The sequence below is a fragment of the Pedobacter soli genome, assembly GCF_900101435.1.
GTDB classification, from domain to species: domain Bacteria; phylum Bacteroidota; class Bacteroidia; order Sphingobacteriales; family Sphingobacteriaceae; genus Pedobacter; species Pedobacter soli.
This window is the reverse complement of record NZ_FMZH01000006.1, coordinates 277023-292705: the sequence shown is the minus strand read 5'-3', so window position 1 is coordinate 292705 and position 15683 is coordinate 277023. Positions and strand designations below refer to the sequence as shown.

Below are 15683 nucleotides of genomic sequence, written 5' to 3'. Positions count from 1 at the left end.
TTTACCTTTGTTAAACATTAGATGTTCACTTTTGTGGCGTTGGCCTTAAAAAGGCGGGGTAGTGCTAAATTAGTGTAAATAAAATAGCGCTAAGAATAAATTGTTTATGGATAAAGCAACACTTGTTGTCTTCAATGGAGCTGGTAAAGCCCTCGAAGAAATAAAAACTGATATCCCTGATTTAAATCCGGGAGAAATACTTGTTAAAAACCTGTATACCACCATTTGCGGGAGCGATTTGCATACCTATTGCGGCTTAAGGCAGGAGACTGTGCCAACTGTTTTAGGACACGAAATTGTTGGCGAGATTGCAGGTTTTCATCCCGGTCACACCAGGAAAGATTATGCAGGTACAGTACTTGAAATTGGCGACAGGGTTACCTGGAGTATTTTTGCATCTGATGCAGATTCGGTAAAAGCAAAAGCAGGAATGCCGCAGAAAGCTGAAGGCCTTTTTAAATATGGCCATGCGCAGGTTACGGCTACTGATGCCTTGCATGGAGGACTTTCTACCCATTGTGTGTTAAAACCGGGCACAACTGTTTTAAAGCTCAGTAAAGAAATTCCGCTCAAGGTTGCTGCTACTATTAATTGCGCTGTGGCTACTGTTGCAGGTGCTGTGCGCCTGTCCGGAAGTTTACAGGGTAAAAAGGTTTTAATTTCTGGCGTGGGCTTACTGGGGCTGGTGTGTGCCGCAATGTGCAGTGCAGATGGGGCAACCGAAATTCATGTAGCCGATTTAAACAGCGACCGGCTAAAACTGGCGGAATCATTTGGTGCCAATGTACAGCATTTGCTGAATCAAAATCCTGTTTTGCCGACTAATATTGATGTAGCTTTTGATATGAGTGGCTCGCCTGATGCGATGGAGATGGGACTGGAGGCATTAACTGTTGGAGGTATAGCTGTTTGGATAGGTGCAGTATTTAAAACCCGTAGTGTGGCTGTTAATGCCGAACAGGTGGTAAGGAAACTGAATACCATTAAGGGGCTTCACAATTATAATTACGATGATTTTGTGCAGGCTGTAAAATTTATAGAAAACAATTATTCGAAGTTTCCTTTCGAAGAACTGGTTTCGGCTGAGTTTGCATTGGCAGATGCCGAAAGTGCCTTTAATTTTGCGGTAGCTGATAAGCCGGTGCGTGTTGGTGTTAATATAGCTCACAATCTGTAATGAACAACGAAAAGGCGATAAGCCAGAAGTGGAAGATGTTGCTGGTAACTATGCTGTGTTACCTCTTCTTTTACACCGGCAGGCACAATTTTGGCTGGGCCGTAAAGGGAATGGTGGCTTCGCTAAACATTCCTTACAGCACCATTGGCTGGATTAGTTTTTGTATGCTTATCGGCTATGCAATCGGGCAGTTCATTAATGGTAATCTGGCCGATAGGTTAAGCCCAAAACTCATGGTGGTATCTGGTGCCTATCTTTCTATACTAACTAATATTGCCATTAGTTTTTCGAACAGTGCAGTGGTAATTATGATATTATGGGGGCTTAACGGCTTTTTTCAATCGATGGCCTGGGCTCCCGGCGCAAAACTGATTAATAACTGGTGGGATGAGCATGAACGCGGTAAGGCTTTTGGTTTTTATACCATGGCCGCAGGACTTTCGTCAGCAGTGACCTATTTAATCTCAATCATTCTATTACAGCAGGGAATTGAATGGCGTATGCTTTTCAGGTTACCTGTACTTTTATTGCTGGTATCGGCGACTATTTTCCTCATTATTGCTAAAGATCAGCCGGAAGAAGCGGTTGATGAAAACAAGCAGGTAACAGATACCCCGCAAGCTGATTGGCTCGACCGCTACATAGAAGCATTTAAAAACAGAAAATTTCTTTTTACCTCACTGGCCTTTGGTTTTGAGAGCATGGCCCGTTATGGATTAATTTTCTGGGTGCCCGTACATTTTCTTGGTAAAAACTGGAAAGATAATCCCGGAAACATTTGGGTAACTTTTCTGCTTCCCATTGGTATGGGGATTGGCGCGCTTTGTTTCGGGATTCTTTCTGATACTCTTTTTAAAGGGAACCGTTTAAAAGCCATTGTAGTGGGCATGTCGGCCAGTGCCGTGCTATCGTTGCTTATTTTCTTTGTCCCTTCACATCAACTTGTACTCAGTGGTATACTGATGTTGTTAACCGGTTTCTTTGTTTACGGCCCTCAGGCTTGTTTCTGGCCCTTAAGCCCTGATATGTTGGGCAGCAGGTTAACTGGTACCGGCGTTGGGATTATGAATATGTGTGGTTACCTTTTTGCTGCAGTAGGCGAACCTTTTTTGGGATACGTGATAGATATTACCGGTGATAGCAATAATATTTTTATCGTAACAGCATTGGCTTGTCTGCTTTCGGCTACCATTACGTTTTTTGTTTCGCGAATGGGTAAATCCATAGTTAGTAAGCAGCCGAAAATAATGGAGACCGCGTAATTTTTAAGATAATTATGAGCCTAAAAGGGATAAATAAACGAACAGTTGCCAATTTACTGGGCTTGCTCGATCAGCTGGAAGAGCTCGACCGCGCATTGGGCACCAGCGAAGAAGAGTGCAATCAGGTTAGGGCATTTAAACAAGATCTGAACGAAGCCTACCGTCAGTACGAACGCATGCTTTGCGAAATAGCGGTGCATGTTGGCATTTGTCAGGATATTTACAATAAAATCAGGTTAAGGTTTGTACCCGAAAAACTAAAAAGATTGCGGCGCGAAGTTCCCGAAGATAGTTTTGAGTTTATTCTGCTCAGAGAGAGTATCAGGAAAAGCCATTTGTAGGCATGTGCGCATTTTCAATATGAATATTAGAGTCTGAAATTTATTTTTCAGACTCTTTTTTATTTAATTTAAATTGCCTAGCTTCATATCAGCCACAAAAAAAAACGTATTTGAGTGAAAGTGCATTGTTGCTCATAACCAGTAAATTAATTTAAAACCAAACTGCTTAAAACTGGTTGAGTAGAAATGCGTAGGTGCTAATTTTTAGAAAAATGCTCTCTTTGTGGTTCGCATCTGCGATACAAAACGTTTATCCCGAATTAACTATCTTTTCCCTCCATGAACTTTACGTATACCTGGACCATCTCAAAGAAAATATTATTCATATTTTTAATCCTCACCATTATTTCTGCCGGGGCTGCTTTTTTTGTGCTTAATACCATAACCGGTAAACTGGGCAGTGTTTCTAAGCTGGCTACCAATATCGAGCATGGCCAATCAGAACCTGAGCAGATTTTGTTACTCATTCACCATGCAGAAGGCGATTTCCAGGAATCGATGCTCAATGCGGGCAGTAAAAAGTATACCGCTTACAATACCAAAATATCGAAAGTATTTCTGATGATCGATACTTTGCTGAAGGCGCAGGCTGATACCTCGCAGCTTACCGCTTTGCAAATCAAAAAGGTTAAATTCTGGTATAACAAGAAGTCGGCTTTGTCCGATCAGCTTTATTCGCTTAAACACAGTTTCGATTCGCTCTTAACCATTTATGCCGATTATAACAGGGCAGCTACGCAAGGGGTGCAGGGTACAACCGTAACAGAGCATAAGTTTGACCGGAATGTAAAGGTAAAAGTAGATACGGTGCTCAAAGCCAAACCTGTAGCCAAAAAAGGGTTTTTTAAACGGTTAAAAGATGCCATAAACAATAAAAGTGAGGTGGCTACGGTCGAAATTACCAAAAAAGAAAGTACGCAGACTGCTACTGTAAGCAAGGAAAAAGAAACTGCCAATAACGACCGTAAAGCCTATTTAAATAAGCTAAAGCTCCTGCAACGCGAAAATGAAAAACTGTTGGGCATGCAGAATGAGCTGATTGTACTGAATAGTCATATCAGCAATGAGCTGGAGAATATTATAAACAACGTGAAAGACATCAATTACCAGATGATTGATGAATTTAAGGTGCTTGCCCTTAAGAATTACCAGGAAACAACAGCGCTGTTAAACAAATTTTATCTGGCAGCACTTGTCATTATTGTGGCATTTGCCATCCTGCTGATTGTTTTTATCATCAGGTTAAATAAGGCAGAGCTGTTGTTGCGTGCAGAAAATGAAGAAGAGGTGAGTAAGGCGCAGCAAAAAATTGATGAACTGGTTAGAAAGATCGAATTGAATGAGCAAGACCGTTCGCCGGTAAAAATGGAGGAGTTAAAAGAAATTGTACAGCTTGCAGTAGAAAACAATCCTGCTTTTTTGGTTAAATTTAATGAGTTTGACACCGATTTTAGCAAGAAATTGCTCGAAAAAGCGCCTACTATGGTTGCTGCCGAAATAGAATTTTGTGTGTTGCTCAGGCTGAATTTCGAAACCAAAGAAATTGCCCGTTATACCAAAACTTCAGTACGATCGGTGGAAAGCCGTAAATACAGAATCAGGAAAAAACTGGATATTCCATCAACAGCCGATATCAATGTCTGGATGAGCCAGATTTAGGTTTTGTTTGAATGTAGTTTAACAAGGCAACCTCTAATATAGCTTGTCATCCTGAGCCTGTCGAAGGAGCTTTCTAAAGCGTTTCGACAGGCTCAACGTGACAACCTCGTTAATACTTATTTAACCAACTCAATGGCTTATAGTTGTTAATTGCCTGCTTTTGAGCTTATACCAAACCCTGCACATTTGCAGGCCGAGCGAGGTAAGGATTAAAAACAAACCGATGTAAAAACTGGTTGAGAGTACCTTGTTTTCTTTATAAATAACAATAGCCAATAAGATAGTGTAAAGTGGCTCAAGGTTAAAGGTTAAGCTTACCGTAAATGATGAAATGTGCTTTAAAGCATTGATGATGAGTAGATACATCACTACTGTACACAGGATTGCCAAAACCAAAAGCCAGCCAAAATCGTGTAGCGAAGGTAGTAGCGATGTGGTAGGAGTAAAATACAGGAATGCCGGCATAATTAGCGTTAGGGCAATAACGCCCCCTATCAGTTGGTAAAGAATAATGGTTTCGCCGCGATAATTGCCGGCTAATCGCTCGTTGTAAACGGTATACAGTGCTGAGAATATCGAAGATATAATGCCCAGTATAATACCTGTTCTAAAGCTGATATCCATCCCAAATATTAAGGCAATGCCACAAAGGGTAAGACCGCTTAACAACAGTTCTTGTATGGATAGTTTCTTTTTGTTAATGGCAGGTTCGAACAAGGCGTTGAAAAAACTGGTGAGTGCAAAACACACCACGCCAACTGATATGTTTGAGTATTTGATACTACCGTAAAAGAACAACCAGTGAAAACCCAGGATCGCTCCGGCGGCTCCCATCTTAATTTTTTCGGATAAAGTTATTTTTTGGAACTTGCCGGTTAATGTTAAAACAATCAGGATAAATACTGCTGAAATAAATGTTCGGTACCAGCTGATTAAACCTTCATTTAAAGTAATTAAGCGGCCAAATATGCCTGTAAAACCCGCAAGTACCAATGCCAGGTGAAGTTGTATATATGCTTTTTTCATTTTGTTAAGAAAGTAATCTACCCAGCGCAGGTAGTAATTGATAATGTGTTAAAGCTCCTTTAAGGACTTTTTTAAGGTGGATTTAACCGTAGCTGATTCAGCCCGATAGTATTCCGTATCCGGTAAATAAATTGAAAATAGATTATTGCAGGGAATGATGCGTATGCTTAGGCAAACACATGTGGCAATAAATTTTTACTAAGGCGCTGGAGGCGAAATTACGTTTCTATTCATCTTGTTTAGCATTGTTTGCCGGTTTAATGGCTTGCTATAAGCGAAAGTAAGCAATTCAGGTTTGGTATCAAAATTAAAATGCGAAAAGGGGAATGAAGCGGAAATGGCAGATGGTGTTAACAATAGAGGCAATTTGAAAAAAGTAGCCTGTCGATAACGCTTTAAAATGGTTAGCTAGCGTCCTTCGACAGGCCCAGTATTGACAATTGTAGGGGATATGTAGTCTTTATTTTAAACCCTTAACGAACCACGGAAACCACGGGCGGCATAATAAGATTCAGCACCATTGTGGTATACAAAAACGGTATTGTATCGGCAATCGCAGAAAAGCGCACCACCTAGTTTTCTGATCTCGGCAGGAGTTTGCACCCAGCTCGAGGTTTTAGTGTCAAATTTTCCCAGTTGCTGCAAAGCCCGGTATTCGGTTTCGGTTAAAAGTGTAATCCCCATGGCTGTGGCCATATTTAACGCGCTATCAGCTGGCTTATGCTCCTTTCTGGATTCCAGCGCTTCGCGATCGTAACAAATGCTCCGGCGGCCTTTCGGACTTTCGGCTGCACAATCGTAAAAAATGTATTCACCTGTTTTTTCATCGTAGCCAACCACATCGGGTTCGCCACCGGTTTGCTCCATATCATCCAATATCCATAATTTGGCTTCGCTGGTTTCGAGTTTTGTTTTTACTTCTTCCCATTTAATGGATTTATGACGGTTCGTGTTCTTTTCAAAACGGGTTTGTAAAATGCTTAGTAATGTTTCGCGTTGTTCGGGTAAGAGTGTTTTGGTTTTCATATTGACAGATAATTGGTAAATGTTTAGTCGTCTAGTCCTTTTCCATTCATAATTTGAGGCATGTATTTTTCTACCCTGGCTTCGCGGGTTTTGGCCTGCTTTGCTTGCGAAAAGTAGAAAAGATAACCCCGTTGCCGGCCTGGCGTTAAGGCTTCGAAAGCGGCTTTTAAGTCTGGAATGCTATCTAATTTATGCTGAAACTCTGCAGGAACTGTAAAATCTTCGGTCTTTTTAAGCGCTACTTTCAGACCAGCCTTTTCAACTTCAATGGCCTGGTAAATGTAGCTTTTTAGGGTAGCCGTCATTTCTACAATATCAAGTGCATTGGTAAAGCGGATTTGTCTTGCCGATTGCACATGTTCGGTTTGCTGAATCAAAATGCCTTCCGGATCGCTCAATAAAGCTCCTTTAAAAAACAAAAAAGCGCAATATTCTTTAAATACATGGGTTAAAACAACGTTGCCTTGCTTGTAGCTATAGCATGGACAGCCCCATTTTAATTCTTCGGTAAGACCACAGTCCAGCGCAATTGTTCTCAGTTGTTCTGTTGCTGTTTGCCAGTTTCCGGCTTTGTTAAAGTAAAAATCAACTTTAGGGTTCATGCTGTACAATTTTAAGTTCAGTTAAAGAATTAGACTTTTGGATTAAATGGCCTACTTATGGATTAAAATTAGCAAAAATAATTTTTCTGCCAGCAGGTCTGAAATACCACGATACCGCCGTAAGTACAATGAGTAATACCGGGCCAAAAAGATCTTTAGCAGCATCGCCCGTGGCCAGGTGAGAGAAAACAGCGCCCGACATGGCAAAGAAAAAACCTGCATAAGCCCATTCCTTTAACAAAGGGAGTTTGGGGATCAGGATAGCAATTACACCTAAAATTTTCCAGATACCCAGTAAGGTTAGAAAATAAAGCGGATAGCCCAAATGTGCCATCATAACGGTTTCTTCTTTCATTTTCATCAATTGCACTATTCCGGTCGAAGTCATGCCCAATGCCAGCCAAACCGTGGCAATCCAATAAATAATTTTGTTTCTCTTTGTCATGGTTGGTTATTTTAATTGATTAACGATTTGTTGTAATCTGTTATGTGCCATGTTAATGCCCTGAGCAAAAGGCATGGCCAGGATCTGATCGCGCACCTCAACCGAAGGGTAGATCACGTGCATGGTGAGTTTGCTGGTATCATCGCTAAGTTTTTCAAATTGCAGATACTCCAGCTGTACGCCAAACGGTGTGTTTTCCATTTCGAACGTGCGGGTAATGCGTTGGTCGGGTGTAAATTCGTGAATTACCCCGTTAAAGCCATGTTTGTTACCACGGGGATCTGTAGTTTCGAACTGATAGCCGCCGTGCTTCCTGCATTCGAGTTTTAGCACTTTGGTACCCATCCATTGTTCAACAATTTCGGGCTCTACATAGGCTTTAAAAAGGAGTTCAACAGGGAGGTCAAATGTTCTGGTAATGTGTATTTCCTGTTTGCCGTTTTGGGCATCAATCTTTGTTTTTTGTTCCATGTTAGTCTTTCTTTTTGGCTTGATAAGCTTTCATTACTGATTCGAGTTTGTTAAAGCGTTCGTCCCACATCTGGCGGAAAGGCTCAATAAAATCGGCTACTTCTTTCATTTTTTTTGCATTAATGTAATAGAAAATTTCCCTGCCGTTTTGCTTTTGCTCCAGCAGTTCGCATTCGGTAAGGATTTGCAGGTGTTTAGAAACCGTTGGGCGTGCGGTATCGAAATTTGCTGCAATGGCGCCGGCTGTCATAGCCTGTGAAGCCACCAGCAAGAGGATTGCTCTTCGGGTTGGTTCTGCTATGGCCTGGAAAACATCTCTTCGTAAATTCATTATGTAGTTATTTGACTACAAATGTATATGTAGTTATTTAACTACGCAAATTTTTGTTCATTTATTTTTGATAATGTGCGTTTGCTGTCGTTAAAGCAGGTATTTATAGGGTGTAATAAAAGAAAAAGCCCAATAACCATATGGCTATTGAGCTTCTAACTGGATTTTAAACAATACCTAAAGTTGCTTTTCTAAAAGCTGTTTAATCTCTTTATTGTCTAAAAAGCCTAAATGCGGGTTTACTACCTTACCTTCTTTGCTTACCAATACCTGATGCGGAATGCCGGTAATTTTAAATTTATCGGCCAGGTATCTCCAGGCGTCGTTGTCGAGTCTGTAATGCTGACCTTTAATACCGGGAGTCATATTCTGATAAGTAGCCAGTGGTGAGGTTTCGTTGGTGATGTAAACAAAGGCCACGTTGCTATCTTTCATCTCTTCTTTTAAAGGCTTTATTTCCTTGATTCCATTTAAACAAGGACCGCACCAGGTTGCCCAAAAATCAACGAGGATAACTTTGCCGACATATTTGGCCATAATGTTATCAAATATTTTATCGGCTTCAACCTTTGGAGTTTCGTTTACAAAGTACCCGCCTGCAGTTTTGTTGATTTCAATCTGCTTTAAGGTTTCATTATTTTTTAGTTCGATGTATTGCTTTAAAAATGGATTGCTAACGTTTTGTTTGGCTAAGGTAAGGTGTTTTTCATCGAGCGGAGTTAGCTGCGATACAACGGGTTTCGCAAAATCCTGCGCCCGCATTAAATCGATCAAAATGCCCTGCTTAATGCCTGTTGCCGAATCTAAAGTTGTATAGTAACGGTTCTTAAAAATATTGTTTACAAACTCATTTATAAATGCATTATGATCTGCAGCCCATTTTTTAGCTATTGGTTCGCTTACACTATCAGTTACGAGGCTTAAACCATTTTCATTGATTAATTTTTCGAAAGCAATATCATTTTCGCTGAGTGGTTCACCACTGGATTTGAGGGCGGTTACAATGTCTTTATAATTGTGTGTATATCTGCTCATTCTGAAGACAGGTATAAATTTAATCCGGTTAATAAATGTGCTATAGCTGTTGGAAATTACATTCAACTCATTGTTAAAATCATGATTGTTAATAAAATTGTAGTAACCGGCTGGATAAGCTTCTACGTTAACTTTTGCTGTGTCTGATAGTTTAAAAGCACTTTTGTAAGCATATTCATAATTCCAGTGATATTCCATCATGTGGTTTGCGTATTCTAAAAGAATATCTTTTTTCTTTACCTGATAAGCTTTGGCCGAAACTTTGCCCAGTTGATTAAGTGAATCTAATTTAGTCTGTTCAATGGCTTGCAGACCAAGCAGGTAGGCTTTATAATCATTGGGTTTCATATTGACCAGCTTTTCTTGTGTACGCTGGTAGTCATACTGGTCGATACTATTTAATTGCCTTAGGTTTTCGTTCAGTTCTGCGGCACTGCCGGCATATTTAATGGGGCCATTCCCCAATACCACAAAAAGTGTTTTGCCAGGCTCCAGATAGATGTCATTTTCATCGGCTACATCCGAACGCAAAAATACTCTTTGCAAGTGGTATACTGGTATTTTGCGATAGAAGTATCCATTGGGTTCAATATTAAGCAGTGCGTTTTCCTGCTCGCCGGTAATGATGTTATCAATGGCCAGCATCAGGGTTTTGGTATTCAGCTTAGGTGAATAGTTTTTAATGTATCCGCTAAAAACAGCGCTGTCGTTTTTTAGCAGCGGGAGCTGATAAACTTCCTTACTTAAAACCTGTGTACAATTTTCTTTATTGCTGCTTAACCGGGTTGAAAGTTTGCCTATGGTTAGGTTAAGCTCATTGTTGGCCAGTTTTTCTATGATAATTTGTTTGGTAGTCTTGTTGTTGCTTAAGGTAAGGTTATAGTGGTTGCCCTTTTGTGTAATGGCCTTATAAGCCCAAACCTGCTGATCGAGTACCACTGCCTTATTGTAAAAGGCAATAGCTAAATCGCTGTTTTTTTTATTGTACCATTCGGTGTATAAAAAAGCGGGTAGGGGTGTTTGCTTTTTGATCAGCTCAATGTCGTAAATTTTCCAGCCGTCACTACTGTCTTCGCCGTAATCAATCATGCCGGTTGTGGCGGCTATTTTTGGGAAAACAAGTTCATAGCTTGTCTTTCCGCTTGCGGGCATGGTATATTTTTCATTAAAGGGGATGCCTTTTGTGGTTTTGATAAACAATTTTTCTTTTGCACCATTTACCTGTATGTAGGTGTTTTTAGGGATGCGGATCCAATTTCCGGCGGGAGCAGTGGTTTCGAAATTTAAAACTGTCGCTGTATCACTTAAGCTGATTTTAACAATTTTTAAATTCGGGTTTTTGCCATCAAAGCCAACCAGTGGATTGGTGATGATTTTTTGGGCCATGCTGGTTAAGCTAATTGGTGTCAACAGGCAAGTTAAGGCCAGGCCTTTAAGCAGGTTGTTTAAGCGAGTGGGTGAGGAGTTCATGGGTTGTTAATTTGATTAGGACACTAAATTATGTAATTAATGCGGGCTTAAGCCTTAAAAAATGTTAATTTTTTACAGGTTATGGAGGTGTAGTCGAAGCATCATAGGAATGCCTCGCGCCGAATAATTGTTTGAATTTTATAATCAATTATTTGAATTGCGTAATTTTAAGAAACAAGTCTGCCTTAAATTTGTAGAAGGATAATACTTTAAAATTTAAACTTATGATAGCAACAAAAGGATATGCGGCGCAAAGCCCAACAACAGATCTTGCACCATGGAACTTCGAACGCAGGGAAGTTGGGCCACATGATGTGCAGTTCGAGATACTTTTTTGTGGTGTTTGCCACTCCGATTTGCACCAGATTAAAAACGACTGGTTTCCGGGTATCTTTCCAATGGTTCCGGGACACGAAATTGTAGGTCGCGTGGTTAAAGTTGGCGATCATGTTAAAAACTTCAAGGTTGGCGATTTAGCCGGAACCGGATGTATGGTAGATGCTTGCATGGTTTGCGAAAACTGTAAACAGGATTTGGAACAATATTGTCTTGAAGGGAATACGCAAACTTATAACGGTTTGGAGCGCGATGGCAAAACACCTACTTATGGTGGTTACTCAGATAGTATAGTGGTTAGAGAGGAGTTTGTGCTTAAAATTGCCGATAACTTAAACCTGGCTGCAGTTGCACCTTTGCTGTGCGCCGGTATTACCACTTATTCGCCATTACGCCATTGGAAAGTGGGTAAAGGACATAAACTGGCGGTTTTAGGCTTAGGCGGATTGGGCCACATGGCTGTTAAATTTGGTGTAGCCTTTGGTGCTGAAGTAACGGTATTGAGTACTTCGCCTAAAAAAGAAGCAGATGCCAAAAAATTAGGTGCACATCATTTTGTGGTAACTACCGATCCGGAGCAGATTAAGGCAGCAACCGGAACTTTTGATTTTATTCTGGATACCGTTTCGGCAGAGCACGATTTTAATATGTACCTTTCGTTGTTGAGAACCAACGGAACACATATTTGTGTAGGTGTACCACCAAAACCGGCAGAAATTGCTGCTTTTAGTTTATTAGGCGGTAGAAAAAGCCTTGCCGGTTCTGGAATTGGCGGGATTAAAGAAACCCAGGAAATGCTTGATTTCTGCGCCGCCAACAATATCGTTTCAGATATCGAAATGATTGACATGCAAGATATTCATAAAGCATATGAACGCATGGAAAAAGGTGATGTACGTTACCGTTTTGTAATTGATATGGCTACACTGTAGGCTGCTTTTGATACTTAAAGAAAAACCGGAGCATTTAATGTTCCGGTTTTTTTGTTTTTTGCCATTTGATAAACTATCAATTCGTCATTGCGAGGAGGAACGACGAAGCAATCTTTCATGCATGGAATCTTTTACTATAAAGATTGCCTGTCTGCTGCAGGCAGGCTTCGTCGGCTGAAAAAGCCTTCTCGCAATGACGATCGGATTGGCTTTTGCCCTTCGACTCCGCTACCATTGATAGACCCCATAGAAAAACCGTCATTTCGACTGGAGTCGGCCGGTTCTTCACCGGTGGCGGAATGGAGAAATCTATCTAGACAGATTTCTCGGCTACGTTGCTCCAGATAGCTATCGGGGCCGCTCGAAATGACGATTAACTAGTGACCAATGAACCAATGACTAATAAACCAGTGGCCTAAAGCGCATAAGCCGTCTCTGCCTTCGATTGCGAAAGCACCAAAAAGCTCTGGATATTGCCCACATAAGCCAGGGTGCCAATGTTATCTCTCAAAAAATTATTGTAAGAAACCATATCGGGCATAGCCACTTTGAGCATAAAATCGAAATGACCGGTAAGGTGGTAACATTCCATTACTTCGGGGTATTTTTCCATTTCGGCTTTAAAAGCCCTGATTACATCTTCTGAGTGGTGATTAAGCTGGATGTGGGGGAAAGCAATAAAATGTGATCTCAGTTTGTCAATATCTACCAGCGCTACAGTCGATTTGATGTAGCCGTTTGTTCTCAGTTTTTTAATGCGCTCTACAATGTGCGTCATGCTTTTTCTAAGCTTGCCCGAAACTTCCTTGTAGGTTAATAAACCATCACGTTGTAAAAGGTTTAGGATTTCAATATCGGTCTGATCAACTTTTGGCGGTTGCATGTAAATACTTAGTGTATAATTGTATATTTTTTGTTCGCTTTTGTGAAGCCTAAAAATAGGTAAAATAATTATATTTAGGTTAATATATTGCCGATGCTTGATACTTTGCTTAGTGTATTTATTACAATAATATGCGCTTTTTACTCCAACCAATAAGAATTATATTCTGTTAAGCTCTTTTTAGAATTAGATAAACCAAATTTTTAGGATGTAAGACGGTTTGAAAAAAATAATTTTTACCAAAAAAAATGCTTGTTGCTTTATAATTTGCTTAACTACTGATCTTTATAGCATAAATTATTTCACCAAATATTGTTTCTCTTATGCTTAAAAAATACAACTTCGGCGCCGGTCCATGCATATTGCCATCGGCTGTAATGGAACAAGCTGCGCAGGCTGTTATCAACTGGAATGGCATGGGCTTGTCTATTTTAGAGGTTTCGCACCGCTCGCCAGAATTTGAGGAAGTAGTGCTTAAAACACAGCTCCTGGTGCGCGAGTTACTGTCGGTTCCGGATAATTATTCGGTACTTTTTTTACAGGGTGGTGCAAGTACGCAATTTGCCATGGTTGCGATGAATTTTTTGAGTGAAGGGAAAAAGGCAGCTTACCTGGATACCGGTTATTTTGCCCTGAAAGCGATTAAAGAAGCTAAATTATTTGGTGAAGTGGATGTTATAGCGACTTCGAAAGATAAAGACTATGCCTATATCCCTGATAACTTTCAGGTGGATGCCGGATCTGCCTACCTGCACTTAACCTCAAACAATACGATAGAAGGAACAGAGATTTTTGATTTTTCGGCCACTGGCGTGCCATTGGTATGCGATATGTCGTCAGATATTTTCTCAAGAAAAATTGAGGTAAGGGATTTTGATCTGATTTATGCCGGCGCGCAAAAGAACATGGGTCCGGCAGGTATGACCCTGGTGATTGCCAAAAACGAATTTCTCGAAAAGGGTAAAAAAGAAATCCCTTCCATGATGGATTACCGCATTTTTCGCGATAACATGAGCATGTATAATACACCACCTGTGTTTTCTATTTATGTAGCCATGCTTAATCTTTTATGGCTTAAAGACCAGGGTGGGGTTAGCGGCATTGAGCGAAGCAATATAGACAAGGCAAAATTATTATACGCCGAAATAGACCGTAATTCGCTTTTTTATGGTACTGCAGAGGTTGCGCACCGTTCGCGGATGAATGTTACTTTTCAGGCTATTGATAAAGGGGTAGAGCAGGCATTCTTAAAATTTGCTGCAGAAAAAGGCATTGTGGGCATAAAAGGCTACCGCACGGTTGGCGGTTTCAGGGCCTCACTTTACAACGCGCTTCCCTTATCAAGTGTAGCCGTATTGGTAGAGGCTATGGTAAGTTTCGAAAAAATATACAGTGATAAAACAGTTCTTGAACTCGAATAAATCTATAAGAAGATGATAAAAATTTCTCCTCTAAAGGCATTGAGGCCTGGGAAAGGCATTTTTGATCTGATGATTTCTGACCAGGTTAATGGTAAGGGACATAAAAATGAACAGCTTTCTTTTGAAGATATCATTAATCTGTTTGGATGTGCTTTAGACGATCAGCCAGCCATCTACGTTTATGAAGTTCGTGGCGATGCCGGCATAATGCGAGGTGTTTGGGCCACTATCGATCTTTCTGAAACCAACGCAGAAACCATTAAGCGCCACGAGGAGACGGTATCATCGAAAGTTGAATCGCTTAAAGCCGACAGGAGAAGTAAAACCACTGAAAAGTCGCCTATTTTACTGGTGCACAAAAAACATAAAGCTTTGGATGCATTAATTGATTATGTGGTGCGTACGCGCAAACCTTTGGCTACTGAGTGGTCGCAAATGGGGCATTTTCTTTATCAGGTACTGGAAGCAGAGCTGATTGAAAAATTTATTCGCCAGTTTAAGGCTGTAGAAGCCGTGTACTTGGCAGATGGGCACCATCGCCTGGAGGCTGCCTGTTCACTGCAGAAAAATATTCCACAGCAAATCAGCTCGCTTTTTGTTTCTGCTGATGTAATCTCTATAGCGCCTTTTCACAGGATGGTTTCGGCTACCGATATCTCCTGGCCTATGCTGATGGAAAAGCTTGGCCAGTATTATTACATTTCTAAAATCCCGAATAATAAACCTTATAAACCCGACCAAAAAAACAGGCTTGGACTTTGTTTTCAGGGAGAGTGGTACCAGCTCGATTTAAATAAAACCTGGGAAGCGCTGTCGGCCAAACCAGATACTGTGGTTTTGCAGGATATGATCCTTTCTGAAGTATTGGGCATACATCAGCCCAAAGTAGATGAGCGGCTAACTTGTTTCCCGGATTGCAAATGGTCACAGTTTGTGAGCGAGCTGAATAACGATAACCGGTCAATCGGTTTTTCACTTTTCGCCATGACTGCCGATGCTTTTATTGCTGCTGCTGAAAAAGCGGAGTTTTTACCCCCTAAATCGACCTGGATTGCACCAAAGGTGCCGCAAGGTTTTATGGCCAGCAGTCCGGTAGCCATTACAGCAAAAGGCGAACAAATACGTATAAATTAATATTTAAAACCAGAAATAAACACAATGTTCGATCTCGATTTAGAAAGCATAGGACAGGTAAGTGCCACCGTATTAATTGTTGGCTTTTTTGTAGTGGCCTGGTACAAAAGGAAGTATTAAATCTACCAGGCT

The 15683-nt window shown here is 40.8% G+C and carries 15 protein-coding genes; 7 read left to right on the top strand and 8 right to left on the bottom strand.

All coding sequences use genetic code 11. From position 1 onward, the window contains the following. Positions 1–106 precede the first annotated feature (106 nt). From BLR37_RS15125 to BLR37_RS15110, 4 genes are all read left to right on the top strand, one after another. Positions 107–1177: a zinc-binding dehydrogenase gene (locus BLR37_RS15125; protein ID WP_090769932.1), complete on the top strand. Its 1071-nt coding sequence runs from the start codon at positions 107–109 to the stop codon at positions 1175–1177. Next, positions 1177–2439, top strand: coding sequence for an MFS transporter (locus BLR37_RS15120; protein WP_244154671.1), 1263 nt, complete (start codon positions 1177–1179; stop codon positions 2437–2439). Before BLR37_RS15125 ends, BLR37_RS15120 begins: the two co-directional genes overlap by 1 nt. Before the next feature lie 14 nt (positions 2440–2453). After that, positions 2454–2780 (top strand): hypothetical protein, encoded by a 327-nt coding sequence (locus BLR37_RS15115; RefSeq protein ID WP_090769930.1) that lies wholly within the window; start codon positions 2454–2456, stop codon positions 2778–2780. Between the two features lie 279 nt (positions 2781–3059). After that, positions 3060–4439 (top strand): helix-turn-helix transcriptional regulator, encoded by a 1380-nt coding sequence (locus tag BLR37_RS15110; protein ID WP_090769928.1) that lies wholly within the window; start codon positions 3060–3062, stop codon positions 4437–4439. Positions 4440–4568: 129 nt separating this feature from the next. On the opposite strand, the gene BLR37_RS15105 is transcribed toward BLR37_RS15110, so the two are convergent. The 7 genes from BLR37_RS15105 to BLR37_RS15075 form a co-directional block, all read right to left on the bottom strand. Then, positions 4569–5465 carry a DMT family transporter gene (locus BLR37_RS15105; RefSeq protein WP_090769926.1) on the bottom strand — a complete coding sequence of 299 codons (897 nt, stop codon included), beginning with the start codon at positions 5463–5465 and terminating at the stop codon, positions 4569–4571. A 465-nt stretch (positions 5466–5930) separates the two neighbouring features. Further along, positions 5931–6491: a DUF4256 domain-containing protein gene (locus tag BLR37_RS15100; RefSeq protein ID WP_090769924.1), complete on the bottom strand. Its 561-nt coding sequence runs from the start codon at positions 6489–6491 to the stop codon at positions 5931–5933. A gap of 23 nt (positions 6492–6514) precedes the next feature. Then, a complete protein-coding gene (locus BLR37_RS15095; protein ID WP_090769923.1) occupies positions 6515–7093 on the bottom strand; it encodes a YdeI/OmpD-associated family protein in 579 nt (192 codons plus the stop codon). Between the two features lie 55 nt (positions 7094–7148). Further along, positions 7149–7538 (bottom strand): DoxX family protein, encoded by a 390-nt coding sequence (locus tag BLR37_RS15090; protein ID WP_090769921.1) that lies wholly within the window; start codon positions 7536–7538, stop codon positions 7149–7151. 6 nt (positions 7539–7544) lie between these two features. Next, complete coding sequence (locus BLR37_RS15085) at positions 7545–8009, bottom strand: SRPBCC domain-containing protein (protein WP_090769919.1); 465 nt, start codon at positions 8007–8009, stop codon at positions 7545–7547. 1 nt (position 8010) lies between these two features. Beyond that, positions 8011–8340, bottom strand: a complete 330-nt coding sequence (locus tag BLR37_RS15080) for an ArsR/SmtB family transcription factor (protein WP_039476848.1) — start codon at positions 8338–8340, stop codon at positions 8011–8013. A 177-nt stretch (positions 8341–8517) separates the two neighbouring features. Then, a complete protein-coding gene (locus BLR37_RS15075) occupies positions 8518–10845 on the bottom strand; it encodes a TlpA family protein disulfide reductase (RefSeq protein WP_090769916.1) in 2328 nt (775 codons plus the stop codon). 224 nt (positions 10846–11069) lie between these two features. On the opposite strand from BLR37_RS15075, the gene BLR37_RS15070 reads away from it, so the two are divergent. Further along, a complete protein-coding gene (locus BLR37_RS15070) occupies positions 11070–12113 on the top strand; it encodes an NAD(P)-dependent alcohol dehydrogenase (RefSeq protein WP_090769915.1) in 1044 nt (347 codons plus the stop codon). A gap of 415 nt (positions 12114–12528) precedes the next feature. Here BLR37_RS15070 and BLR37_RS15065 read toward each other — a convergent pair whose 3' ends face one another. Beyond that, a complete protein-coding gene (locus BLR37_RS15065; RefSeq protein ID WP_090769913.1) occupies positions 12529–12996 on the bottom strand; it encodes an Lrp/AsnC family transcriptional regulator in 468 nt (155 codons plus the stop codon). Between the two features lie 323 nt (positions 12997–13319). On the opposite strand from BLR37_RS15065, the gene serC reads away from it, so the two are divergent. Both serC and BLR37_RS15055 read left to right on the top strand, forming a co-directional pair. Continuing rightward, positions 13320–14417 carry a 3-phosphoserine/phosphohydroxythreonine transaminase gene (gene serC, locus BLR37_RS15060; protein WP_090769911.1) on the top strand — a complete coding sequence of 366 codons (1098 nt, stop codon included), beginning with the start codon at positions 13320–13322 and terminating at the stop codon, positions 14415–14417. Between the two features lie 12 nt (positions 14418–14429). Further along, entirely contained in the window at positions 14430–15551 is a 1122-nt protein-coding gene (locus tag BLR37_RS15055; RefSeq protein WP_090769909.1) for a DUF1015 family protein, read from the top strand. The last annotated feature ends 132 nt before the right edge of the window (positions 15552–15683 follow it).